Source organism: Legionella nigrisilvae, assembly GCF_977063395.2.
In genome coordinates, this window is sequence record NZ_CDRUGZ020000043.1 from 13150 (window position 1) to 39568 (window position 26419).

Sequence of the window (26419 nt, forward strand, 5' to 3'; positions counted from 1 at the left end):
GAGCTATCGACTGTGTGTGCTTTATGCAAATAGTTTTCTTTATAATAATATAAAATTATTCTTTTTTCTCAATATCTTAGAAGTGTCCAGGACGGTTACTTTTCCTAGAATCAGAAGAATTGATTAGGATTCAAAGATACTGTTCTTTTTTAATCTGCGCATTTTACGTAGGTCTGGTAAGAGGTATTTAATCTTAAATTTATATACTGATTACATGCTTTTCCTCAGGAGTGTTAAATGTATTCGAAACCTGCTATTCGCGTTCAAGAGTTTATTCAACCCCAGACGCATCAAACTGATTTTTGGTCTCCAAATAATTCACACGTGAGAGCTTATCATCCCGATGAAGTTATGGAGGTTATTAGTAAAAAGGATGGACTTGAAGATCAAAAACAAAAAGAAATACCAACACTTTTTTTCTTTGATAATAATCAAAGACCTGTTGTTTTAGATGTAAGTATTCCTAAAGAGGTCAATAAGTTTCATTGTCGCGTTATGCCTCCTATCATTAGAGATAGCAATGGAACAAGTGATTATGATCCAACCAGAGATAATCCAGAAGGTCTTAAAAACATTCTCCAAGAACATTCAAAAATGGCAATGCAAAATCTTAAATACAGTAATCCTCCACATTCATTGCCTGTAACGATTGTATATCATTTTGGAATGGACAGTAGTACTGCCGGCCATGTAGGTACGGTTGCTCTCAGAATTGATAGTTTTGACGATCCTAGCAAAAATGAAATCATGGTTATTAACTCCTTAGACGGTTATGACGCTTGGGAGAACGCTGCCGTTAGGGGAATTAAGCAATCATTTTTCAATATGGGTGGCGAACCTACAGTCCATGTCATTAAACCAGCTACTTATCCTCAAGCAAATATCACACAAGCAGCTAAAGGGATGAACGGTTCATGTGGGGCTATTACTGCTGAAATGTGTTGTGCTATTTCGCCTAATATATCTTTTTCTCAGCAAAAAGAGCAATTAGTTGCATATATGAGCAGCATATGTGGTGAACGAAATGAGGCTCAGATTAGGAAACAACATCATAGCTTACTACATATGCCTCAAAACACGATTCATCCCACTACTGCAAATGTTATCGTAGCAGAACTGTTAGTGGATCCCGCAAAAATGAATAATCAAAACCTGCAATCCGGACAATTGCTGAAAATCTGCAAAAGCGTAAATGATCCCAAAATAATTCATCATATGCTTAAAAGTCCCCTCTTCAAAGAAGCAATTCAACGACAATCAGGTGTTCAATCATATGAAGAATTTCAAAATAATCATCGAGATAATGCAGTAAAAGATCGTGAATTTAAATACGTAAGCACCCCAAAAACATCTGAGGAGTTTGTCGTCACTATGCTTTCTTATCCTCATTTTCTAGCCAGTGCAAAGTTACAACTAAAGGCTGCAAATTTGAATGTGTATGACGTACTTTCGAGAGTTAATGATAAAAATCTACTGCAACAATTTTTCACAAATCCAACCCTTGCAGGTAGCATAACTCAGGAACAACGAGAGCAATTAATGTCAGAAAACGTACATAATGCATCTCTCCCACAAGTGAATCAAATATCAGAGAACGAGCCTAGCTCGTGCAGAATAGGATATTAAAAAGCTTGTTTTCAAGACAAGGCTGGATTTGAATCTCGGGGATCATCGGGGAACCTGGTGAGAATTAATTTGGGAATATCAACAAGCATCCAAATTTGTTCCCACAAGAGCCTTTTCGTGTAGGCTTTTCCCGTGTTTCAATAATAGTAGGCTAAGAGGTGTCTTCTACCTCTTCAACCTTTAATCGATTACCAATACCCGCGAATTCCACCGACGCAGGTTTGACTAAGGGAGTGCAAGATTTTGGGTGATTAACCTTTGGGTTCCTGTGTACAGCCGTGATGCTTTAAACGTGACGCACTAGCCGCAGGACTAATATTTACTTAAAAAGAGCCCACTACGCTCACGAATATTAGTTTTTTGTAAAAGAATCTTTATTATCGGGTTAAGTACAACATTTCCCCAACCTGTCAACAAACAAAAGTTGGCACTAATATACTTATGATGTTCCGCATGTATTTTGAAGGGATAAATAATATGGTATTTTTGTGCCCACGTTATTAGAGAACGTACAAATACAAATGTATCTCGACCATGGACACAGGTGTGGATGTATTGAATATTGCAAATAAATAAAGCAGCCGAAGATAGTATTAACTTGAGATCTGATTGGTTTGGTTTCAGTAAAAATACAATACACACTAATAATAATGATGGAACAATGGTTTCAAAGCATAAGTGGGTATATATTTTCTTCGACAAATGCATTGGCTTATTATGATGAATTTTAAAATTGTAAGAAATCTTATCGATAATATTATAGTTTCGAAAAGCTTCTTTTTTTAAGTAATTAAATCTCTCTGTGTTTCTATCACCACGATAGTTATAAATAGGAATAATCTTTGTCTTTAAAGGATAATAATCCAAAAAAAAGTGAACGATACCCGTTAGAAAATCAACTATAAAGAGAATGCTGAATAAACAAATAAAATCATATCCTATAATTAGGTTCTCTGAATCAATACTTAAAAAAGCAAGTAATAACAACACATAAAAAAATACTACTAATAAATATTTTAAATCCCTTAACTTCTTCATTTCGTTATTCAATAATCTCCAAAATGCCAAAGTGTGGCTCAAAAAAAGCCTGGGTGCAAATTGATTTTTTGATATATACATGAAATTCTTAATTAAGATGATATAAAAATTCATTGTATAATTCAAAAAATATAGCTAATCCCACCGAGAATACCTACGCCATAAGTTGTAATGTCAATCGATAAATGTTCCGACAAGCGTAAGTCGAGTTTCAACGCCACTAATGGCCCTGGATCATGGCCTAAGATGGGGCCGAAGTAATTTTTAAATTCATTACCATATCCTTCCATAACACCGAACAAGTAGCTCAAATTAAAAAGATTATTTCTATAAATTTGTCGGTTAAACCCCTGATAAAAAACGCGCCGATTAAATGAATTTATAAAGGTCCCCGCCGCGATACCTCGATAGACACCTCCTACAAGCCATTGCTTATTATTAACTCTGTTGGTATGAAGAAAATGAGTCCCTATAGGGAAAAAATTGACCTGAGAGGGCACGGGGGTACCCCATAACCAACTTACTAAATGCTCTAATTTATTATTGAAATCGCGTTCATTATCTCCAAAAGCCTGATAGGACAAAAAATAAATACAAACGCCAAACATTAAAGACCAAAAAGTCGATAAATTCATCATCCTCGGAGTTTTATGAAATAGCATACACAAAATTTTTTTATTAGGATGCGTATCCACAATATCTATATTCCCTACTTATACTACTTCACTTATACGGTGTTCCCAGAATTTTATGTCCGCGTATATAAAATTTAGTGTGTGCATAGAAGAGCCATACTGTATCTCATGTTATATGTCTCTTCTTTCTATTATTTACTATCTATGACGCATTATTCTAGAACAAAATGATTTTCTCGAATTTATTCAATGCTAGGGAAACTATCGTCTAAATTTTTGTCTAGTTCAATTGTTTTAACGAACAGAATCATTTTTCTTAATATTGCCTTTATATTTCATAAGCATAGAAATACAGTCAAAGATCAACCAGATGTTAATAGAATTAAGCATAAGCAACAATCTGCAAACTCAGCAGTTAAAAGCAAGCACAAGAGGATGCGGGGAAAAAAATTAAAGAAAAAAAATTAGCCTGTCAAATAAAATTAGGTCTTTTCCTACGGTGATTAAAGACACGGCTATTGCAATTACATCTGAACGTCCTGTGCAGCCAATGGAAAAACCGAGACAATTTCAAAAAGTGTTTTAGGATTGATTTTTCAATTTCAGTTTTACATTACAAAAAACTAGGATGGCCTACTATTGAGTATTAAAATGTCACTAAAATATTTACTCCTATATTATGAAACTTCCTCCCATTGCTATAGCCATCCCTATCATCATTAAGTTTTCTGTTAGTGAAACAAATCCCAAAGGAACATTACTGTCACCACCCACGCAAGCACATTTTAATTCCCGTTTTTCAATATATACTGCTTTAAACACGGAAATAGCTCCTATTGTTCCAATAAACAAAGCAACTGGAATTGAAATCCAATATAAGGCACCTGAAATCATTAATATTCCCGCCAATGCTTCTGCAAAAGGGTAAATATAGCTATAAGGTACCCATCGCTTGGCCAAAATGTCGTAATTCAAAAACATAGTTGAGAAACCTTCAACATTTTGAAGCTTCAGAAGCGCAAGAATTGTCATGCTGAAGGAAATAAACCAACTTACAGAATGCATTGTAAATATAGTACCAAAAACAGTATAACTTGTCGCAAGTGACATTAATGCGGTTACTGTGAAAAGAACCATTACAGGGCGATAAGTCTTCTCCTTAGGATCTTGTACTTTTTTGCCGAAATATCGACGTAAATCATCATATCCACCAATTCGTTTACCATTGATAAAAGTTTGGGGAGTGGTTTTCACGTGATGCTCTTCTTTAAATGCATCTACTTGCTCACGACTAGTCAGCCAATTGTCTTCAACGCTATATCCTTGCGAATTTAGTAGGAACTTCGATTTCAAACCGTAAGGGCATGTGTGTTTAGGCATTACCATTCGATAAAGAGTTGCTTTTTTAGCCATATTGTCCATCTGATACCCTAATGATGTATGTTTTATAATAGAGATTTTATACCGTAAACTTAATAAACTTGTCATCTAAAATGAATAGTCATGAAAGGAAAAATCTCTAACACGAATTTTCTATTGGCAAGAATAACTAAAGGGCATTTTTGGACAGAAGCAAGTTGCTTTTGGTGGCTCTCGATAATGACCAAGTTCTAAATAAGATAACTCAGCACAAGGTCTCACCAATGTAGATGCCCAGAAAAGACAAATTTTATAGGGTAAAAATGTTCTAGGTCGCAAACTTTTCCGCTCAGTTATCATTGAATCGATTTCTAATTCGACTAACCCTCTAGTTATTTTTTGGTTGTAGCAGCTTTATTATCAGCTTTTACTGGAAATATGATCAATGCTGGCATTATCAATACGATAATAATTTTCAGTGTTGGCGTAGATTATTTCCCTTCTTTCAATTTTCTTTTTCTTACAGGCGCAACACTACTCTATCTAGTATTAGTAGAAATTATTAAAAAGAAATTAATGTGGCTATGATTGGAAAAATATCCACAGCAGAAGTATCAGCATCTTAGCCACCTAGACATTTATGTAGCAAAGCAGGCATAATCTATATTCCAAATGAAAATGAAAAAGTTTGGGTAATCTCTATTCGGCAATCCCTTGCTTAAGAATTTAAATAAGTTGAAGACCATTAAGTATGAGACCTCTGGCACGTGGGTATATACATCTAGCAGCATTTTTTATCACCCTTTATGCATGCACTATACTAATCCTTTACAGTAATGGGGTCTACGCCATTTATGCCAGTATAATTTATAGTGGAAGCCTTATTGGGCAGTATGGTGTGAGCGCACTTTATCATACCCGCCTGTGGAGTCGGCAAAAATATTTATTACTAAGACGGATTGATCATGCTGCTATTTTTGTTTTAATCGCAGGAACAGCAACTCCCATTTGTCTACTTAAGTTAAATAAAGCATCAGGATTGCATCTTCTCTCCATACTTTGGCTGGTTGCACTATTTGGAATGTTAATAACGACCCTATGGCCTCACGTACCGAAATGGTTTAGAGCGTTCCTTTATATTATTATGGGTTGGATTGGAGTTCTCTATTTTCCCGAAATTAAATCTTCGCTAGACCCAACCAATATCCAGTTGTTAGTAATAGGAGGGGTTACCTATACTCTAGGTGCTTTGATCTATGCTTTTAAGTGGCCGGATCCCTTTCCTAGAATTTTTGGATATCATGAAGTCTTTCATGTTTTCGTTGTTTTGGGGAGTAGCCTGCATTTTTGGCTTAACTATAATATAGCTACATAACCCAGTTTCTTAGTTTCGTCATCGATTGGCGAGTTCGTCGGAGAAACCCTCGAAGTAGAAAGTTGGGTTTCTCCGAGGCAAATGAACATCTGCTTCCCTAACATTTATTTTCCACAGGCCAGTGAGAAGTCTTATTCATTTACTTTTTAAAAGGATTTTTTCCCTTACCTTCCTGTTCAGCTAATGGATGCTCAGAGTGGATTGGGTGATGCTCAAATGTACTGAGCTGTATATCCGGTAGATTAATCGTTGAGTCATCCGGTATACTCATCTGGTTTAATAAACCAGTTTTTGGTTCTGGCATTCCCATCTTACGCTCTAATTTAGTCATCCTTTTTTTAAGCTTACCTTCCTTTTTATCAGAAACAGCCTTAGTGAGCACCGGCAAATCTTTTGGGCTCTCGTTCGAAATGATGGGTTTTTGTATTGAGATATCCTTCTTACTCTCTGACAGCATTGTTTTGCGCGCGGGTATATTTTTCTTGTTCTCAGGTAAAGCTGTCATAGGAGCAGATCCATCCTGTTTAGGTGTAATCTTCGTTGCTTTTTGTTCCGACTTCACTCTATTCGGTACTGGTGCACGGGTGGATGCAGTTTTATTTTTTGATTTCATCAAAGTATTCTTAGTAGCAGTAATTTTATTTTTATTTGCAGTTTTCTTCTGCGCCGAAGGTTTCACCGTTTTCTTCATTTCAGAGCTAAACTTTCGATTTTTTGACGGCTCAATTCTTGAGCTTTTAATTGATTGAATTGTATTTTCTTTAATTTGTTTAGAATGTGATAAAAGAGCATCCTCTAAAAGTTGAAATGATTGTCCTACATAATCTAGAATCAAATGACTATTTTCAATCATGAGTTGAACCTGTTTATCTAGTAATTCCCCAGGCTGTTTCATAGAGGACATATCTTCAAACGTTAAATATTTTATACCTTGTAATGTTTTAACATTAAGATCCAGCATTTCTTGAAATGGTTTTTGCAGTTCACCTGCCATCCAATTGTGTGAGTGGTCCTGAGTCATGATTATCTCCATATTGTTACAACACATAATTCTAGACTAGCAGATTAATTAATCTATCGCGAATTTATTGAGAGTGTAATACTGATTAAGTGAGATATTTACACTAACTCGAAAATAGGTAGTATGAAGTACCATTGATTTTTAGAGTCACGAAAAAATCTATCGAGTACCTGCGGAGTATCTTAAATATGAAAGATAAAAGCACGCCTCTCCACTAAGGATTACAAAACCCTTTTTGATAGGGGCATATTTTATAGTCGTATCTCAACACTGAACTCTTGGAGCAAGATTAATGAAGGATGGGGCCAAAAACTTTCCAACCTATTATGGCTAATAAAATGAATAACATTATATTGCCACCGACGATACCATAGTTGCCACCAGAAAACTCATTTCGATGCCAATATAATCCGAAAAGTAACCAAATGAGCATCAGAACCCAAAACAAAATTCCAATAGGCATTTTATACTCCTTGTTTGTTAACCAGAAACTGTATTTTCAATTTAATCATTAAACTACAACCACCTTAGTAAATTATAGCTGATTATTGCTCGCATTTAGGTCGGTTGGTGTTATTTATTTACCCATGTTTATCAAAATGAAAGGTGATACTTCCTATAGAGTGTTCTAGATATAGGTGATCCGCTCTCACTATGCTCTAGAAAAATTAGATATTTCGCTGCAATTCGAAGCCCTTTTTTTCTATGAATAGATTATTTTGCCCTATTAGCTTGATTTCCCCCCTCATTATCCATGGCTTGTTTTGCTTCACTCTCTTCCTCCGGTGTTTGTTCAAATTCTTCTGAGTGATAAGAATGAGGTATGTCACAAACTGGACAAGATACGTGTTTTGATGGGCAAACATAACAGCACAGCTTATTAAACAGACATAAAACAACTCCTGCAGCAAATAATGCGACTATGCCAAGACTACTGTGAGTAGATATGGTTAAACCAGTTGCGATAGCTAATAGAATAACGCCTAATACTTCAAAACGAAGCGTCCAGAGACAGGTGATCTTAGAACATTCCATTTTCTTCATTTTATTACTCCTAGTATTAACGATGCATTGATGTTATTAACTTAAACAAGCTTTAATTAATTCTAGACTACTATTTGATTCTTCATATCTTTGCGTGGAGATTAGCCTCATTAGGTAAAACCGATAGTATTTTCCTAAGATCGATCAAACATTGCAGAAGTGAGGGAAATATTACCTGAAGTAGCTTCTAATAAAGTTGAGGCTGAAGATTAACTGATACAGCAAAATCCCCCCCTTCCGCAGCGTTTACTGCCTTTATATGCTACAGTTGATATAAGCATGTAAATTTCAAGGAGAAACAAAATGCTTAGTACAATATTACTTGTGGTTTTAATACTCATTTTAATTGGTGCCTTGCCAACATGGGGGCATAGTAGAGAGTGGGGCTATGCACCCTCAGGTATTATAGGGACTATTTTAATAATTTTTTTAATATTATATTTGCTTGGTCGTGTATAGGTTGGTTTTTATTTTAGAAAAGAATCAATCATGAAAACAATTTTAGATTTAATTGTTGCTCGTTTTTTGTTATCACTGCAGTCTTGAAGTATGGGTGCGGCTGCAGCAAAAACAGGGCTTCATTCATTGATTTGCACAACAAATGTAAGCAATAATTCCAGTAAATTCCGATAAAAAAGCTGATGAAAAATGGCAAAAACTGAAGCATCTGCTCACTGTCGGGATGCACAAAAATTACTTGTGAAGTACAAAGTATATAAATTCTCGTTAACTATTCCCCCGTAGAATAAATAGAATTACAACTATGCGTATATTTTTCTAACATCTCTCACCCTTGCTTTTAAAGCAATGTAAAGAAAGCAGATTTAAGCGAATCAAAGGTTAAACGCAAGAGGTTTGCTTATATGAATTCAGCTCGTCTAGGCCAGTGTATTGAGAATCCATATCATTCCATTAAGGTAGCTCGCAAAAATAAGCCATAAGAAATAAGGAGTCAATAATAGAGCACTCCCTCTTTCCGTATCTTTAATTTTTAAGATAATGATTGCATTCAAACTAATCATTACGAGTATCCATAAAAAACTAAACCCTATCCAATGCAGTTGAAAAAAAATTGGGGTCCATAGCCAATTCATGATGAGTTGTATTATGTATAGAGGCATTACTATTTTAATTTGAGGTTTGCTGCGATTTTGCCATAACTTAAACCCAACAATGGCAAGAAATGCATATAATATGGACCAAACGACGGAAAAAACCCACCCTGGAGGAGTTAGAGTTGATTTATGGAGCCTGTCATACCAAGAATAAATATTTGCTTGGGTTAATAAACCTAAAAAGAAACCTATCAATTCAAAAGATAAAATCCAAATAATCAATTTAATTCCGTTTGTTTTGTTCAAAATTTTTTCTCCATACATTGTTAGTCCTTCACGAAATGAGGGATAGTCAAGAACAATATTATGTTCCTTTTTTATTTTTCAGTAGGCTGATCACACAGAAATTTTTTTTACTAAATCTAAAATAATTTCTATTGACCCTTACCAATTTACTCATAAATTCATAGAAATGAAATGACTGGAGTAACGCCGCAAAAACTGGCGTTACTAAAGAGTTTCAGCTCATTCATTTTTTAGAGTATAGAAGATGTCGCAATTGATTTTTTGAAAGTAACAATCAAATTTGAATCTTTCATTTTTGTGGTCATCGAAGTTGGATCATAACCCTTCGGTAATTGAAATGCTTGACTGTAATTACTCTGAGAATAACTTACACTTTTGCTATTATTTTGTTCACTCGTAATTTTTTGCGTTACATTGGAGCTCACTATCAATTGTCCCTCTTTGACAGAAACATCGACTTTACTATCAGCATCTTTTGGTAATTTTATTTTATAAGTAATCTCATTTTTACTTTCTCTAATTTCAATAGTATTTGTACTACCAAATGGAATTTGATTGGATTGATTCGCCAAGTTATGTTGCATTTGTGAAAATTGACTTTTCATAAATTGATCCATAGCTCGTTGCATTTGCTCCATTTGTTTCAAAATATCATTTGGTGATTGAAAAAAAGGATCATTATCGAAGGGATCCAAAGTTGCTTGTTGATTACTTTTTTGAACTTGATTATTTTGTTTAGCCTCAACAGCTATGGCTCCTGCTGATACCATAGTCATAAGAGGAGCAGAAATTAAAATAGGAAGTAGTTTCTTTTTCATATAAATCTCCTAAATGGATATCAAAAAATGGAAGTTTTTTGGATAAGCAATCATGAACTAATTGTCATGACTAAGGGACATAATATCATTTCTTATTAAAAGCAAATAAATGCAGGATCCAACTCAATTTTACTCATCAAAAAATTTGACCTCGCCAGAGGAAACATCGTATAAACCGCCAATTATTTTAATGGTTCTTTGATCCTTTAGTTCCTTTATAATACTACTTTTATTTAGAATATTTTTAATGCTATTTTTGATATTAATTTTGGCAACTTCATTGACATAAGGGAGGTTACTTCCGTTTCGATTTTCTTTAAATGTTTTTTCCTGGTGGATTGCAGGTTTTATTTTTTCTAAAAGCTGAGTCAAATACCCCAAATTAGCTTCATCACAAGCCCCTTTTATTGCACCACAATTGGTATGGCCTAGTACTACAATTAATTTAGATCCAGCTGCTTTGCATGCAAATTCTAAACTACCAATAATATCATCATTCACAATATTACCAGCAATTCGAATACTAAAAATATCTCCTAGTCCTTGGTCAAAGATTAATTCTGCTGGTGTTCGTGAATCAATACAACTTAAAATTGTGGCGAAAGGGTATTGCCCATCAGCTGTTTCATTAACTTGTTGAAGTAAATTTCGATTAAATCGCAAGTTTTGAATAAACCGTTGATTACCCTTTCGCAGCAAATCAATTGCTTGGTCTGGGGTGATATTATGTTGATCTCTTTTACTAATCGTTTTCATAAATACTCCAATCAAATAATTTATTATCGAGTTTTTTGAATTTCCGTGACGTTATGCTCAATTGTTCTACAATATCATTCAGAGGTAAATGACTCAAAACCTCAGATGTATGCTGACTGATCAAAACTTTTAGTATATCTATAGTAGTCATGATTTTATCATTAATTTGCTTCTGATGATTGAGCAGGGCAAATCATGGGTTTTTTCTTTGGTTTCGAATGCGCTTTTTGCATTAATGCTTTACGAAGAATGATGCCATCTGCTTTAGTAGCCCCAGACCAAAAACCGGTAGCGCAGGTATTTGTATTACAATCACCGCCAAAAGTAACAAACGGTTGAGTCCACTCTATCGTACAGTTACATAAAGCACGTTTTGAATTTTGCGGATCAACTGTGCACAACATATCAACACAATTTGTCCAGGGTGAACCTTCTGGGCAATTCATTGAACTTTTAGTTGCAAATTGCTCAAATGAAAATGTTGAAATGAGTGATGTCACTTTGTATTTATCTTGAACAGGCTTTCTCTCTTTACATGTTTTATAGCCTACACTTTTACCTTTTTCGACTACACAATCGCAAATTGCATTGGTCGAGCTCCCTGGGGTGGGAATACAGCGAGCAGAAGTACATAGCGCATAGTCTTGATCGCATATAATTGGAGTTGCAGAAGTCTGCGCAAAACCATTAGTAACCAACAAAAAAGCGCATATTAATCCAAGCCAATTTCTCAGTATTAAGTCCATTTTGCATTCCTTTATTGAGGCTTTATCAAACTTCTTGATATTTGTAATACTGTTTTACAAATTATAATGACCGAAAAAGTATTAATATCAACCCTACTCCCACAACGAATAATTCCTACCCTTTTTGCACACACACTTAAAATAACCATTTCTTTACCCTACCCACCAAACAGTCTCATCATAATTTGGTTTGATGCATTCTTCGTACCTTCATGAAAAAATTTATAACGTACTTAACCAAGAATAGATTTTTGCGCTAAATATTCTCGGTGCAAGCGGTTCGCAATGGCCGCCAGTACCTTCTTTGTCATTGAAAAGAATGTATTCCTTTGTACATTGTAATTCATCATAAAGTTTTTTTGCCTCGCCTAAGGTAATATATTCTAAGGTATTATCACAAACCAGCATGGGGCATTGGATGTTCTTTACTAATCCATGCAGAGTATAAGCACGAGTTTTATCGAGCATTTCTCCAACTGTTTTAGCAGCAAATCGCCATTTTCGACTTTCTATCATGAATTTTAAATTTTCATCTGTTTTCATAAGTTCCGTTAAAACGTGTTCTAAAGGGGCATCCTTTAAGCCAGGGATTTTTTCCTTAACAGAATTAAATTTAGTTTCGAGGGGACCACTTGCATCAAATATCCCTGGATCTACAATACATGCTGCGATTCGTTTTTCTTTGGTTACAGCGCGAGCAGCAAGATAACCACCAAAGCTTCGACCAATCAAAAAAATCTTTGTGTGATCGATTTCAGGACGTTTAATGACAAAATCAACAACTTTTTCAACAACTCGTTCCCAATCCGGGATAAACGGTATTTTATTAAATCGCAGCATACTACCCTGTCCTGGTCCTTCAAAACTCAAACAATGAAAACCGCGCTTTAATGCTTCTGCTGCCGTACTAAAATATGATTCTTCTTTCGTACTATCACCTCCGCCTGTATCAATGAGGATGGGTTTAGGATGATTTGAAAGAGAATTAAGATATAGATAACCAGGTAATGTAATATTTTCAAAAGGAATTTTTACTTTTTCTACAGGAGTTTCGAAAAATTCAAGGGCTTCATGAAAAGCACTAATACTGTATTGCAATGCTTGTTCTATCCTGGGATCGGAAGGTTCATCTTCAAGGAAAAAAAACGCAGCCCGATAATAAGTACACGCTCTTAGAAAAGCCAATTTCGCATCCAGATGCAACCCCTGCTTACGGTAAGTTTCACCCATACTATAATTGCGATCACCAAAGTCGGCCCAACGGTCATACCAGCTATCCTTACAGCCAGATACTATTTGATTTGCTATCGCAAGACATTCCCCAACTTCGGCACCCTGATAGGTCGTATAGCCTAAATTTCTTATGAATTGAGCATTAAAAAGGGCCGGTTTAATAAAATCTTGCATGAAATATCCTTATTTTAAATACATTATTTAACAGTCTATTTATTCTATATAGCTATTTTTCTCATATTTGTTCAGTTCACTGGGTGATTTTATCTTTTCGAAGCTCTTGGAATACGTGCAAGGATGCTTGCTCAAATCAGCATATTCATTCGTTGTTCACCTAGCTCTATCCACTGGTTTTAAAGCAAACCAAAATAGCCAGTGGATTTTTGAGAGCCGGCATTTTAATCACGAAAGCATGCAATATGAAAAGGGCGAGCTGCGGGCTTACCATTAGGTTCAAAGGTATTTACCCGCATTTGTGATGCATTTTGCATCAAAGAGACGGTAATTAACCCCGGAGATACTGGCTCATCAAGAACGCTACCTATAGTTCCAGAGAAGTTTGTCTTTACTCCCCCACCCTGCAAAGGCAGTTTCCAGGTTATAATATATTCATTGATACCGTTAAATTCACATGTATCAATCATATAACCCCGTGCAATAGTGCCATCCGCCTGAATCACACACGCCAATCTTCCTTCAAATTTTTCCATAGCTGCTCCCTGATAATTATATAAGTAGATGTAACAATAACTAAATTATCTTAATATCTTTAATAATAGATTATTATGGGAAAAAAACTTTCCAAATAAGTGCTAAAGCAATGGGCGTTTACTGCACACATGAAAGTGATGAATCTAAAGTATAAAAAAGAGCCATTTTATTTGCTCTATGTTATCATGCCGCTTACTCTAATGACTAAGCTCTCTCATCACTGTTGGTGGTGCATCAATTTCCTATGTGGTAATGAAGACTTACAATTTATCCGTTATTGATTTAGCCCTTCCCTCTCCTCGCGTGGGAAGTATTGATACCTATTCAGGTTTTGGATTGACCTCCAAACTTGCAGTAAAAGCGCATCAAAATTTTCAACTTCAACAACTAAAGAGACATCCCAATTACACGGCAGAAGTAAGTATATCGCACCTGCTTTCTTATAAACGTTACCGCTTTTACATTTCCGGGCGAATAGATGGCATTTATCATGAAGAAAATCCAAGAATTGAAGAAATTAAAACCGCGTTTGAGCCTCAGAAGTTAATTGATATACTGTCGGAAAACTATTTTACCCACCCTTATTGGCTACAACTGCAAGTCTATGGCTACATTCACTGGTTACAAACAAAAAACACACCCCAACTTAATTTATTAATTCTTTCGTTGCGAAACAAAAAAAACACTTCTCTTGTTTTAGACTTTAATAAAGATGCTTTTGAACAGTGGTTGAATCACCGATTAGATGAATTGATTCGAGAAATCAAAGAATCGAAAAAACGGATAAAACAACGTATAAAGCAGAGCACTAAACTTATTTTTCCATTTGAACAACCTAGGCCGCATCAAAAAGAGTTAATGGAATCAGTAGACTCTTCAATGAAAGCAAAAAAACCTATGTTGATTCAAGCTCCAACGGGCCTTGGTAAATCCATGGCCATTTTATATCCTACTTTGAAAGAATCTTTACATCGAGGACAAAAAACATTTTATCTCACACCTAAAAACTCACAGCATCAAATTGCACTTAATGCAGTTGAACTTCTTCAAGAAAAAGGTGCAGCATTCACCTCATTAATTCTCACTTCCAAAAAAAAGATATGCATGAAAAATGAGCCTGTTTGTACCAGTAAGCAGTGTGAATTTGCAGAAAATCATTTTACAAAATGTACAGAACACAAGTTAATGCAGCAAATTAAAAAACAACAAAACCTAGACTCACTTTTTTTTAAAGAACTCGCAAAAACCTACCAAGCGTGTCCTTATGAGCTGCAAATGGGAAGTATACCCTATGCTGATGTGGTAATTGGTGACTACAATTACGTTTTTTCTTCTACTCATACCCCCGATCGCGTAGTCGGGTTGCAACTAGGCGAAGAAGAAAAGCCGAACCTAGTCATTGATGAAGTGCACAATTTACCCAGCCGGGGTATGGATTATTTTTCACCTGCTCTTGAAGTACAATTTTTTGAGTATTATTTAAATGCATTGGATAGATACCCTCACCCTTTTCAAAAAAAACTTACCGATATCATTAATCAATGCGTCACCATCATTGATGGATGTGCCTTACCAAATGTGTATGAACCCCATATTACTAAAGTACCTGAAGAACTATTTAAACAACAAGAGGAACGACTGAACCAGTTGCTTACTGATTACTTAGAGACGGATTTAATAATCGAAACAGACGACCCTATCTTAAAATTAGTCAATTATTGGTCTGATTTTACTGCAGCACTGGAATTTGTGAACGAAGGACGTGATGAGTTCTTTATTTCGTTTAATCCCAAACGCCATGCATTAAAAATTAGTTGTTGTGATGCATCGAGTTTTTTGAAAGAGCATTACTGTCATTTTCATCAAATCATTGGTTTTTCAGCTACATTAAAACCTTTTGATTATTACAGCCAACTTATTGGATTAAACAAATCATTCTTGCATACTGAAGAGTTTTCTTCTCCTTTTTCATCTACTAAACGTAAACTATTACTCATTCCGCAAGTATCGACTAAATATCGAGACCGAAAATCAAATACTCCTAAAATTATTGAGGTCATCCTTCGCCTTTCAGAATTACAACTTGGCAATTATTTTGTGTTTTTTCCAAGTTTTGAATTTTTAGAGCAAATTTATTCACAAATGCCCACCACTTCGCAATTTACCCTTTTACGTCAGGAACGACGAATGGAGACCAAAGAAACAAAACATCTATTAAAACAATTGCATCACAAGGGTAAAAATCATTTATTTTTCGCCGTACAAGGAGGAATGTTTGCTGAAGGCATTGATTATGTGGGTGATTTAGCCATAGGAGCCTTTATCATAGGTCCTCCTCTTCCCTCCTTTGATTGGGAGCGAGAACAAATGAAGCACTATTATGAGACTCATTATCAAGAAGGCCAAGAATACGCATACACCTATCCTGCAATGGCCAAAGCCATTCAGGCAGCAGGAAGGGTCATACGATCTGAGACCGATAAAGGTTTGATCGTCTTAATGGATAATCGCTTTTTACAACCCACCTATAGTCAGTGCATGCCCAAGGATTGGTATGCGCAAAGTCCGCAAGAGCTCGTCTCAACATCAATTATTAAAGAGGTGCAATCCTTTTGGAGAGATGAAGATATCGGACCGTTAAATCATTCAGGGAAACCATAAGGAACTGTGCGCTGATGACTGAATTATCACAAAAACAAATTCTTATCCTGGATTGCCAGACGACTGGTATGCACCCGAATACCGGTCATCTTTTGCAAATTGGTTGGAGCATTGTAGATCCTCGCTCATTTAATGATCTTCACATTGAAAAATGGACATTAAAGCTTCCACACGAAGCGATCATCCCACCTAAAATTAAAAGGATGCTTCATTTAACTGAGAGCGAACTGCAAGACAGCGCGGAACCCCAGCTGGTGTTTGAATCATTGCAGCGTGTTTTAGGGGAAGTAGGGCCGGAGCCCATCATCATTGCGCATTATGCTCAGTTTGAAAAAAGTTTTTTAAAGCAATTTTATCTAGACCATGGTCAAGCTGAGTTAAATTTTAATTTAATCTGTTCTCAAAAAATTGCAAAACGCCTATTACCACACCTTCCAAGTCATAACTTAAAGGCAGTGGCGGGTTTTTTAAAATGGCCTAATACTCCTAAAAATGAAATTTATTCTCACGTATCCATGACCATTCATGTCTGGCAACATCTTCAATCAAAACTCCTTGCAGCAAATGTAGGTTGTTATGCCAGCTTAGAAGCTTGGCTCAACATGAAACACCCCACTCAAAGTGAATTGCAGTATGAATACAACATCGAACGATTAGAGCGACTTAACCTTTCCACCAAACCTGGTATTTACCACATGCTTGCCCAAGACAAAACAATATTATACATCGGGAAAGCAACCTCTTTAAAAGCACGAGTCAATTCGTACTTTCGTGGCGTTAAAAATAGAGACCGACGCAAACTAGAAATGTTAGCCCAAGTATGGGATATCGAAACGACAGAATGTGACACTGCACTAGAAGCGGCACTACTCGAGTCCGATGAAATAAAAAAATGGGAACCACCCTATAATATTTTATTAAAATCAGACAACCGAAAACTTATTTTTTATAATTACGACTTCACAGCCTTTACAGAAAGTAAAGATAATACGTTCTTTAACGGCCCTTATAAGCCCCATGATTCCTTAATGGTATTAATGGAATTACTTCATGCGCTTAAAACGCAAGCAGCTATAGAATATCGAGAGGAGTACATTAGTCCGGTACAATTAAAAAGCGCCTGGCGAATTTTTTGCGCCATGCACGCTATAAAGAGTAAGGATATGGAACAATTGACAATGAGAACATCTTTTCTTATTGGATATCAACTCTTAAAACAATTTGAGGCCATTCATGGAAAGGGTTCTTTTCAAAAATGGTGGGCTACCGAAAAAAAGAAAAATCTCGAAGATGAGTCAGTATTGGAGGAACGAATCGCTAGAAAAATTGCACGCATCTTAATTCGAGCAGCAGAGACAAAACGCAAAGTCCGTATGCTAACTCGCTTATATAACGCCAGTTTCGTGATTAATTCCACCCAGAAAAAATTAACGGTGATAAATGGAGAACTAGCAAATGAAATCTCTACCCTACCCCTGAATAACAAACTACCTCCATCTTTTGACATACATCATTATGACCGGCTATCCATCTTGTTATCCGCTCTAAATAATAAAACTATTTCTCTTCTTTAAATAATTTTTCCACTGTGGCAATTCTATCTAATTGAGTCTGATCTAAGTTTAATTTAAGTGGTATCTCTTCATGTCAGCTTTTGCTTTAATTTAATTCCTCAACCTAACAATCATATTGGTTAGCCAACCTCATAAAAAAATTGTATACCTCCTATACAATTTATTCATTTTAATTTTAATTTTTAAGTGATTAGGATATGCAATGAAGCTAATCAACATCCAGTACCTTAGCAAATTCAGCTACTTAATTGGCATGTTATTTAAGTTGAACTGTATGAGAGGTTACTCATGATGGTTTAAAGATGAATTAAATTTTTGGAAACTACATATGGCTATGTTTAGAATAGAACTATTAAAAAAGAAAGCAGAAATTGATCGGAGTTTTCTTGCCGAAAGCGAGCGGCAGGAAAAAATATTAGATGAGATGAGAGCAGAACTCAATGTCTACAGGGAGCAGCTATGCCAAAAAAACCAGGATTTAATTGATGAGCTCGTATATTCGGGACGGTTTACAGAGAAACCAGAACTACCCCATTATGTCGTAACAAAGGCAGTAATATACTGCAAGTTCAAGGAAATATCTGATGGGTTAGAACCCTTCATAAATGCTCATCTCCAACTCTTCGGTGATGACCAAACACTATCGAAACAGAAAACAGAGGATATATTAATTAATTTTTTCAGAAACGTGGATGATGCAATTAAATTAATTAATGATAATAGGACAGGATGGGAGCTTGCGGTGGATTTTTTAAAATCAGCCCTTAATCTTGTTGGTTACGTAGTGTCCTTTACCGCCTACCCTGGATTTTTTAGGACAGCAGCCCAGCCATTTTATGAGACCAAATCAAGCATAATAAAACTTATCCATTTGAAAAATGAATTAGCCTTATTATCTCACTCTGATGCGAACTTTGAAGACAATAGACAAGTTTCTTTAAATACATAAAAAATTTTTCTAATTTGAGATAAAAGTGGTCAAAATTTACAGAAAATCTGACTCGCGCCCTTGCAAGTAAACGATAGTATATATGAAAAAGAAAATTGAAAGCCAAAATCCTGGAAAGGAAAAAGAAAAGCAGCAGAGCCCTAGAACCCTCATTACTTCTGATAATATGACTTACTCGGAAGCGATGCTTCTAGCCCGTCTTGATGAAACGGGCTTGTTAGATGACTATATCGGCAGCAAAGAAATTACAAAGCATAGCTTGCAGTGGATTGAATGTTTTTCAGAAGATGAAATGCTGCGTATATTTTCCAGGTTTCCTAACGTATATGAACGTTGTATGGATAAAATGAGTAAAACTCTAGGTTCTTCCGTAAAAGATGTCCTATTATTCAATGAAGTGTTTTGCAATCTGTTTAGAAACATTTTAACAAAAGCTAAAACTATTCACCTTCACTACAGATGGGCATTTGCAGAAAACACCTCCGAATTTCATGAATTTGAATTTGCAGTATTTTTATTTCACACCTTCTTGGAAGAAGACTATCAAGTATCTACTCCCAAAGAGTCGAGCCTCATGAAGGCATTAAATAGATTTGCTGATTCTAATTTTGTTAATTTGAGAAACCTAGGAGCCCCTATATGTTCTCAGCTAAATGAAATTATTGAGCATGGAGCTTGTAGTGCAGGATTCTCTGAACAATTATCTAGAGTTTACACGGCCATGATGCTTGCCCGTGCATTATTATTTTATGGGAATGTGCTCAAACAACACTTAAATGAAAGCACCAGTGAACATAGTGAATCCAAGTTTTGGAATTATTCCCAAGCAGCATCGTTCTTCAAAATAAATAAAGAAATTGAAAAGGAGATGAAAGCTCCGTTATATCACGGCAATATTAATTTGGAAGATGCAAAACGTTTACTTACTAACCCAGGTGACTATCTAGCTAGATATTCAGCTAATCAAAAGAAATATTATTTAACCATATGTTTAGATACCCAGACCAGCCGAAATAAGCTCATACTCAACTTTGTAATACCCAAAGATAAAGTGAAACCCTGGATAAAAAAGCCAATCGAAAATTACGAAGAAATCGAACACTACATTAAAGAGCAACTCACTAAGGAACAGCCAAAAAGCATACAATCTTCGATAACGGATTTTTTGCAAAATGAAAAATATTCCCCTGTGTTTAATCCAATTTGCAATGCGGATATGCTCCATGCATCATTTAAAGCATGATTTAGTTAGTGGCCACTTGTAACTCTCCTAAAACAGTGACCTTCGATTCAATTTTTTATGCTTATAGTGTCAAGTTTTAGGTGATTTTCTAAAACGTCTATTATTTTTGAGTACGACTCTATGACTTGCTTATTGGTTCCACCACTTTCAAGATATTGCTTTAAATTATGTTGAGCTAATTCCAATGCTGTTTGGCCTTCAGGTTCATTGTTTTTATTTTTTATATTTAAATTAGGATTATATTGAAGCAGTAATTCAACTCGCTTGAGATCTGCTTTATCAATAGCGAACATTAAGGGTGTGTATCCAAATCTATCCTGAGCGTTTAGTATTTGCTCCAAATAATTGGGCATATTAAAAAAAAGGGGGTTGCTTGTAGCCTGGTTTTTTACAGAATCAAGATAGTTTGCGATAATGCTTAAGTCTGCCTCTGCAACGAGGATATGAATTAATCTTACGTCATTATAACTAACGTAATTAATGCAATCTTTCCTTGTTGGATCATGAATAGCCTGCCAAACAGGATCTTTTTTAAGGGTTTCCTTTATTACTTCGCCTCGTGTTGTATCCGCAAATAGTGTGGAGGAGAAAGCAATATATTGATCTACATCCTTCCTTACTAAAGCGTTGAAAACCCATTCTGCCAGCTTTTGAGTATTAGTTGTTCCCTCTAATAAGTATTCCTTTTTTATGTCCTCGCTGTTGGATATAAACCATTTTTTGGTTGTTGTTTCATATCCAATACTAATTGAATGCGTAGTAGTCCCCATTAAAAAGGAAACTGCAGGATTAGGTAATTCATCTTCTTGTTTTGGCTTTATTTCTAATACATTATGAAGTTGTTCAAAGTATTTAAAAAATTCTGTTTTACTATAAATACCAACCGAAAACTTTTCGACGCTACACTTTTTATATTCCTTTGGAGTGTACATTAAAGGATAAACCAGTTCAGCTACTTGACCCACGGGCTCTTTGGGAGAACCCTCAAACAAAACAGGAAACGACGCAGGATCATGATAAACCACGAGTTCCTGGGCAAATGAACTTAAATCGTTAAGGATAGGCAGATCATCATTTTTAAAAAAAGAAGATTGTTGGCTGTTGGGCTGTGCTAGAGACGATACAATTTCTTGAATAACTTCCTGCATGTGGTTAGAGGCTGTATTTAAAGAAGTGGTTGAGGAGGCTTGCTTCTTTATCTTAAGTAATTCTCTAATGATTTCAACTCGCCGGTAAAAATCTGTTCTACCCTTCTCTCCCTGACGCATAGCATTCATGAATAAGCTCGAAAATCCATTACAGTGTCCAAAATCTTCCATTTTCTCGGCTAAGTGAGAACCTTCAAACATAGATTCTAAGAACTTTGTAAGTTCCTCATAAGTCAATGCGATATCAGATGTTTCAGTTTCAACCATAATCATTACCAATTCTATCTTTAATCAGTTAATAGCCCATTGATTTTGTGTTCATATGCACACTTAAATATTAGACTAAATTGGCAAATTATTTTACATATCATGCTTTACAAAAGCTTAAATGCACCCGATTATAAGAAAACATATTATGCAGATTGAAATACGGCAAAATAATCTTCAATTAGTAAATACAGCTATCCTAAAGAGTAGGACAAATTTTTTTTCAAATAAAACGCAGCCATTTTACTTAAAATCAATCTTATGTATGTTTAAAAAACTGATTGATATCTGGCTCCGCTTCAACCATATTATCTGAGTTTTTGATGCCTTCCTCTTTATCCTTAACGGTTTCTTTTTCTGAGTTCTTTAAGTTTTTTTCTTCATCCAAAACCTGTTTGGACTTATCTAAAAAAGACCATTTTTTTGGTGCCTCACTAGATTTTTTTGCACCATTCGCTTTTTTCGACATCATGTTAACTCCTTGTGAATAAATTATGACATTAGACTTAGTCAGCTATAGGTAACTTATACTTTAAAAGCCAGAGTTGATTCATCCTTTGGGAACTCCAGTTCAAAACCTTTCTCAATCAATGGACCGAAATATTCCTCAATTGAACGAACTGGCCTTTCTAAATATAAAGATTCCCCTGGTTTTGCTTTAGAATTAATATTTTCTTTCTTAATCCAATTGTACATCATCTCATCATTATAAATAATAATCTCTTTCATACTCATATTAATTGAAGCAAACAGGGTCAACTCTCTTGTAGTACTATTATTATCGAACATCGCCACAGATACATTAGAACCAATTAACTCCTCTTGGTTTAATGACTTCATCATTTCCCCAGGAACTGCTTGATGTGATCCGAGAAGACCCTCTGTATGCTCGTATCGTTGAGTGTCTTTGCCACGACCATGTGCTCGTCCGATTGCAGCGGCTACATCAGTGGAAATCGCAACAATATCTACCTCACCATATCGCTGATTCGCTTCTCGGAGTTCATCCGGTTTTAATTTGGTTTGATCATGAAGAAAACAAGGAAATCTTTTTCCTTCCAATTCATTGCTCTTTTTGGCAATAATTTGCATAACTCTTTCTTTAACCAATAAGGCTTCTTCGTAGGTAAATTGAGAGTATCTCAGAGGATCGACTTCTGGTTTTTGCAGAAAAGGCTTAAGTCTATCCGCATTGTGATGTACCAATTGATTCCATTCAATAGGTGGTTCATATTTTTCAATAACTTTTGAAACGAGTTTAAGGCAACTTCCTTTCCCCGAGGCAACTCCTCCAGTTGTAAACAGAGCTATAGCTTGTTCTTTTTTAACATATTCTAAAGGTTCAAAATCACCATGATCACAAAGTTCGTTAATAGCTCCTGTTACCATAGGTTCTATTATAGCTCGGGCTCTCTGAGTATAAATCGATGCCATGGCTCGTTGAATGTAGATCGCCTTAAGTAGTTCTTTATCTTTTTCCCAAGTCTCTTTTCCTGAAATGGACGAATAATAAAATTTTAAATTTTCGAATTCCTCAGGCGAAAAAGGATAAGTTTCTTTTAACTTTCCTTTTATTAAGTCATTGAATAAATTTATAATATCCATCTGAAGATTATCATGCATTAAAGTGATCTTAAAAACAATTCGGTCATACACTTCTCCTGCTATTTCTTTTTGCACTTTGGTGAAGGCGTGTCCGAATGTATCCATTTCGTCATCAACATGTTTATCCAATTTAATGGTTGCTTGTAACTGGGCAAGTATCTCATGCTCAATAAGCCGTCCGGGATGTAAACATACTAAATTTCTGACCATTTCTTTGGGGAAGGCAGCCATTGTTTGTTCTAATAACGAGATAGACTGTTCATCGGTACCTGAACTCGAATAAGCTATTATAGTAAAATCATTTGGGCTTACTTCCTGTTTTGATTTTATTCTTTCTTTTAGTTCAATTGTTGCCACAAAGAATCGACCGTCATACCTTGATAACATTAAACACCCTTTGAATAATTAAAGAGCTTACATAGTACAATATATAAATTAAGTGTATATTAAGAATCCATAACACAAATTTTGATTATCAGAATAGGACTTTATGATTTTACAAATGAATTTATTCTTAAACTTGGATATAAATTAATATTTTCGTACTCTGTACCGTAATAATATTAATAAATTTTTAAACGCTCTTTCTCTATAAACTGCATGATCGCATTTAAAGTAGCTTTTTTATCTTGGCGAATGGGAGAATGCCCTGCGTTAGGAATTTGGATAGGAAGTAAATCCGGTTTAATATCCAGTAATTTTCGAACATCTTCAAGTTCTACTAAACTTCCATGGGCAGAATTACCATACAGTAACAATGTTGGATTTTTTATTTGTTTAAACAAACGTTCTACCTTGTATTGTTTAAAAACCTCATCGAATTGATCAATCATTGCTAAAAGCATTTCAGGATCACAATGTCTTACTTGTTCTGGAATAAATTGATCGATGGGTAATCCTAGTTTGCTTAATCGAAGTGCTTGAATAATAAAATTTATTTGCTCCCTAAAGCCTAGGGTTAATTGACGAAGAGCGCTTAAATTTAAAGGAGGATCCATAAGAACAAGAGCTTTCACAAGAGAGGGTTGGGTTGCGGCAAGCATGCCCCCAATCATTGCACCTAATGAATGTCCAATTATTATGGCAGGTTCTTTTATCACTTCTTGAATAAAAAATTGAATATCCGTCAAATAATCCTCTAAAAAGTAATGACCGGTTATTTTTTGTGATTTGCCATGACCGCGAAAATCCGGAGCGTAGATATGAAAACAAGCACATAGCTCAAGAGTAATGGACGCAAACGCTTGCCACTGACGGGTGGCACCATGTAGCAATAACAAAGGCATACCATTATTAGGTCCTTCTGCATAATTAATTTGACACAAATGGTTATGATGCAAATATTCTTTCATTCGAACCTCTAAAATCCAAACAAATCGGAGTTTGTTCTTATTCTCTGCGTTTAAGTATAGTCAAAACCAATAAAATTTTTGAAAGTTGAACATACCGAGTGAATAATACATGCGTTAGTTGGCGGTCGTGGAGCAGTACTCAGAAGATAATGCACCTCCAGGACGGAATGAGAGTTGAGTCTCCATCAGAGAGTTTTAGCAGAGTGTCGTCGTATTTTAATGAGGATACTTTATTAAAACTAAATGGTATCCTAAAAATCTTAAGTGTGAGTATTAAAAGAGCCCATCAATGAGAGCTAGATTATTTAAATTATTTAAGTCGGTAATTAAGTTTGTCTGCTTAGCTCTTTTAATTTTGCTTGGGTTAAGGATATTCGATTCACAACGGGGACCGGCCCTAGAGTTATGGCATACTTACGTTCCAAAAGAAAAACATGCCCAAGAACTGGATAAACTTAATTGGGCTCAATATATAAGAATAGAAGATGCCCTTTTTGATGCTGTACGGATCGAAGTCACTGAACAATTAAAGAGTAAAGAACGTGTTCCAATAAATCGATATTTCTCTGGAAGCCCAGTTTATCCGAAAAAATTTTCCACTGATTGGAATCACTCCTATATAATTGAACCCCGGGGTACCGCTATTGGAGCAGCTGTATTTTTACATGGACTAACGGACTCACCTTATAGTCTGCGCCATATTGCCAGACGATATGTAGCTCATGGTTATGTTGTTATTGCTATCAGACTACCTGCTCATGGCACAGTACCTGCTGCGCTCACAGATGTTAAATGGGAAGATTGGTTAGCGGCCACCAGGCTAGCCGTACGAGAAGCACGAAGACGCATAGGGTCCTCAAAACCTCTTCATCTCATAGGTTTTTCGAATGGCGGCGCACTGGCTTTAAAGTACGCTCTTGATTCTCTTGAAAACAAACAGCTAACACGACCCGATAAAATTATCCTAATTTCACCTATGATAGGAATCACGCGCTTCGCTCGCTTCGTTGGATTTGCTGCTCTCCCGGCTATCTTACCTCCTTTTGCAAAAGCCGCTTGGCTCAGTATCCTTCCTGAGTTCAATCCATTTAAATACAACTCTTTTCCGGTCAATGGAGCACGCCAGTCTCATCGTCTAACTGCCGCATTACAACAACAAATAGTACGCCTTGCCAAGGAAGATCGACTTATAGAACTTCCACCAGTATTGACGTTCCAGTCTGTAATGGATTTTACCGTGAGTACACATGCAATAATTACTGCTTTTTATGCAAACCTTCCTGCAAATGGTAGTGAATTAGTATTATTTGATTTGAATCGCGCTGCTAAATTAGGTCTGTTATTACGTCCTTCCGCAGATACAGCAGTGATAAAGCTTTTAAATGCGCCTCCACGAAAATTTCGCACTGTAATCATCACCAATGCAAGTTTCGACAGTATTGATGCTGTCGAGCGTGTCACTGAAGCTGGAACAGTACATGAACATGTCTCACCTATAGGATTGGCCTATCCTCCCGATGTTTACTCGTTGTCACATGTTGCCATCCCCTTTCCGGTAACCGACAGTTTATATGGACTTTTTCCAGATTCAAAAAAATATGGCATCCAATTAGGAACAACGGCTTCGCGTGGTGAACGAAATGTCCTCATCATGAGTTTAGATTCCATCCTTCGACTTTCATCCAATCCGTTTTTCCCCTACATGATTAAACGCATAGAAGAGCATATTCCCGATAATAAACAAAAGATCGGTTGGGTTTCTGGCACCACAAATTCATCGTCTCATCATTGTATACAATCGATAGATTCTTGATTCACCATTAGGCTAATTATAAGATTGATATAATATAAACCTGGATATAACCAAAAATGAATCAAAAACGACCACTCTATTTTA

General features: G+C 35.8%; 25 protein-coding genes. 8 read left to right on the plus strand and 17 right to left on the minus strand.

Annotated features, from left to right (window positions below; genetic code table 11):
• Positions 1-237 precede the first annotated feature (237 nt).
• Positions 238-1626 carry a hypothetical protein gene (locus ACWTE2_RS30540; RefSeq protein ID WP_454785717.1) on the plus strand — a complete coding sequence of 463 codons (1389 nt, stop codon included), beginning with the start codon at positions 238-240 and terminating at the stop codon, positions 1624-1626.
• Between the two features lie 312 nt (positions 1627-1938).
• On the opposite strand, the gene ACWTE2_RS30545 is transcribed toward ACWTE2_RS30540, so the two are convergent.
• From ACWTE2_RS30545 to ACWTE2_RS30555, 3 genes are all read right to left on the minus strand, one after another.
• Entirely contained in the window at positions 1939-2664 is a 726-nt protein-coding gene (locus tag ACWTE2_RS30545) for a fatty acid desaturase CarF family protein (protein ID WP_454785718.1), read from the minus strand.
• A gap of 122 nt (positions 2665-2786) precedes the next feature.
• The gene (locus ACWTE2_RS30550; protein WP_454785719.1) at positions 2787-3359 is read right to left on the minus strand and encodes a hypothetical protein; all 573 of its coding nucleotides are present in this window, start codon (positions 3357-3359) and stop codon (positions 2787-2789) included.
• A 612-nt stretch (positions 3360-3971) separates the two neighbouring features.
• Positions 3972-4712, minus strand: a complete 741-nt coding sequence (locus ACWTE2_RS30555; protein WP_454785720.1) for a MauE/DoxX family redox-associated membrane protein — start codon at positions 4710-4712, stop codon at positions 3972-3974.
• Between the two features lie 697 nt (positions 4713-5409).
• Between ACWTE2_RS30555 and trhA the strand changes: the two genes are divergently transcribed.
• Entirely contained in the window at positions 5410-6033 is a 624-nt protein-coding gene (gene trhA / locus ACWTE2_RS30560; protein ID WP_454785721.1) for a PAQR family membrane homeostasis protein TrhA, read from the plus strand.
• Between the two features lie 139 nt (positions 6034-6172).
• On the opposite strand, the gene ACWTE2_RS30565 is transcribed toward trhA, so the two are convergent.
• The 3 genes from ACWTE2_RS30565 to ACWTE2_RS30575 form a co-directional block, all read right to left on the minus strand.
• Entirely contained in the window at positions 6173-7054 is an 882-nt protein-coding gene (locus ACWTE2_RS30565) for a hypothetical protein (protein WP_454785722.1), read from the minus strand.
• Positions 7055-7343: 289 nt separating this feature from the next.
• The gene (locus ACWTE2_RS30570; RefSeq protein WP_454785723.1) at positions 7344-7517 is read right to left on the minus strand and encodes a hypothetical protein; all 174 of its coding nucleotides are present in this window, start codon (positions 7515-7517) and stop codon (positions 7344-7346) included.
• A gap of 251 nt (positions 7518-7768) precedes the next feature.
• On the minus strand, positions 7769-8098 hold the full coding sequence (locus ACWTE2_RS30575) for a hypothetical protein (RefSeq protein WP_182393495.1): 330 nt from the start codon (positions 8096-8098) through the stop codon (positions 7769-7771).
• Positions 8099-8401: 303 nt separating this feature from the next.
• Here ACWTE2_RS30575 and ACWTE2_RS30580 point away from each other — a divergent pair, with 303 nt between their 5' ends.
• Positions 8402-8557: a DUF3309 family protein gene (locus tag ACWTE2_RS30580; protein ID WP_182393494.1), complete on the plus strand. Its 156-nt coding sequence runs from the start codon at positions 8402-8404 to the stop codon at positions 8555-8557.
• 419 nt (positions 8558-8976) lie between these two features.
• Here the strand turns inward: ACWTE2_RS30580 and ACWTE2_RS30585 are convergent, their stop codons facing one another.
• The 7 genes from ACWTE2_RS30585 to ACWTE2_RS30615 form a co-directional block, all read right to left on the minus strand.
• Positions 8977-9459, minus strand: a complete 483-nt coding sequence (locus ACWTE2_RS30585) for a TspO/MBR family protein (protein WP_483099549.1) — start codon at positions 9457-9459, stop codon at positions 8977-8979.
• 230 nt (positions 9460-9689) lie between these two features.
• Positions 9690-10277: an Hsp20/alpha crystallin family protein gene (locus ACWTE2_RS30590; protein ID WP_454785725.1), complete on the minus strand. Its 588-nt coding sequence runs from the start codon at positions 10275-10277 to the stop codon at positions 9690-9692.
• Positions 10278-10406: 129 nt separating this feature from the next.
• Positions 10407-11033: a carbonic anhydrase family protein gene (locus ACWTE2_RS30595; RefSeq protein WP_454785726.1), complete on the minus strand. Its 627-nt coding sequence runs from the start codon at positions 11031-11033 to the stop codon at positions 10407-10409.
• Positions 11020-11184, minus strand: coding sequence for a hypothetical protein (locus tag ACWTE2_RS30600; RefSeq protein WP_454785727.1), 165 nt, complete (start codon positions 11182-11184; stop codon positions 11020-11022). Before ACWTE2_RS30600 ends, ACWTE2_RS30595 begins: the two co-directional genes overlap by 14 nt.
• Positions 11185-11194: 10 nt before the next feature.
• Positions 11195-11779 carry a hypothetical protein gene (locus ACWTE2_RS30605; RefSeq protein WP_454785728.1) on the minus strand — a complete coding sequence of 195 codons (585 nt, stop codon included), beginning with the start codon at positions 11777-11779 and terminating at the stop codon, positions 11195-11197.
• A gap of 222 nt (positions 11780-12001) precedes the next feature.
• On the minus strand, positions 12002-13186 hold the full coding sequence (locus ACWTE2_RS30610) for an alpha/beta hydrolase family protein (protein WP_454785729.1): 1185 nt from the start codon (positions 13184-13186) through the stop codon (positions 12002-12004).
• Between the two features lie 224 nt (positions 13187-13410).
• Positions 13411-13722 (minus strand): hypothetical protein, encoded by a 312-nt coding sequence (locus ACWTE2_RS30615; RefSeq protein WP_182393489.1) that lies wholly within the window; start codon positions 13720-13722, stop codon positions 13411-13413.
• A 253-nt stretch (positions 13723-13975) separates the two neighbouring features.
• Here ACWTE2_RS30615 and ACWTE2_RS30620 point away from each other — a divergent pair, with 253 nt between their 5' ends.
• The 4 genes from ACWTE2_RS30620 (at position 13976) to ACWTE2_RS30635 (ending at position 20150) form a co-directional block, all read left to right on the plus strand.
• Positions 13976-16384: an ATP-dependent DNA helicase gene (locus tag ACWTE2_RS30620; protein ID WP_454785730.1), complete on the plus strand. Its 2409-nt coding sequence runs from the start codon at positions 13976-13978 to the stop codon at positions 16382-16384.
• Between the two features lie 14 nt (positions 16385-16398).
• The gene (locus ACWTE2_RS30625; protein WP_454785731.1) at positions 16399-17958 is read left to right on the plus strand and encodes a GIY-YIG nuclease family protein; all 1560 of its coding nucleotides are present in this window, start codon (positions 16399-16401) and stop codon (positions 17956-17958) included.
• Between the two features lie 328 nt (positions 17959-18286).
• Positions 18287-18907, plus strand: coding sequence for a hypothetical protein (locus tag ACWTE2_RS30630; protein WP_454785732.1), 621 nt, complete (start codon positions 18287-18289; stop codon positions 18905-18907).
• 82 nt (positions 18908-18989) lie between these two features.
• On the plus strand, positions 18990-20150 hold the full coding sequence (locus tag ACWTE2_RS30635) for an SH2 domain-containing protein (protein ID WP_454785733.1): 1161 nt from the start codon (positions 18990-18992) through the stop codon (positions 20148-20150).
• A 47-nt stretch (positions 20151-20197) separates the two neighbouring features.
• Here ACWTE2_RS30635 and ACWTE2_RS30640 read toward each other — a convergent pair whose 3' ends face one another.
• The 4 genes from ACWTE2_RS30640 to ACWTE2_RS30655 form a co-directional block, all read right to left on the minus strand.
• Positions 20198-21565, minus strand: a complete 1368-nt coding sequence (locus tag ACWTE2_RS30640; protein WP_454785734.1) for an ankyrin repeat domain-containing protein — start codon at positions 21563-21565, stop codon at positions 20198-20200.
• A 259-nt stretch (positions 21566-21824) separates the two neighbouring features.
• Positions 21825-22037 carry a hypothetical protein gene (locus ACWTE2_RS30645; RefSeq protein ID WP_454785735.1) on the minus strand — a complete coding sequence of 71 codons (213 nt, stop codon included), beginning with the start codon at positions 22035-22037 and terminating at the stop codon, positions 21825-21827.
• A gap of 53 nt (positions 22038-22090) precedes the next feature.
• Positions 22091-23557, minus strand: coding sequence for a hypothetical protein (locus ACWTE2_RS30650; RefSeq protein WP_454785736.1), 1467 nt, complete (start codon positions 23555-23557; stop codon positions 22091-22093).
• A 176-nt stretch (positions 23558-23733) separates the two neighbouring features.
• Positions 23734-24522, minus strand: a complete 789-nt coding sequence (locus ACWTE2_RS30655; protein ID WP_454785737.1) for an alpha/beta fold hydrolase — start codon at positions 24520-24522, stop codon at positions 23734-23736.
• Positions 24523-24811: 289 nt separating this feature from the next.
• Here ACWTE2_RS30655 and ACWTE2_RS30660 point away from each other — a divergent pair, with 289 nt between their 5' ends.
• Entirely contained in the window at positions 24812-26335 is a 1524-nt protein-coding gene (locus tag ACWTE2_RS30660; protein ID WP_454785738.1) for an alpha/beta hydrolase, read from the plus strand.
• Positions 26336-26419: the final 84 nt, after the last annotated feature.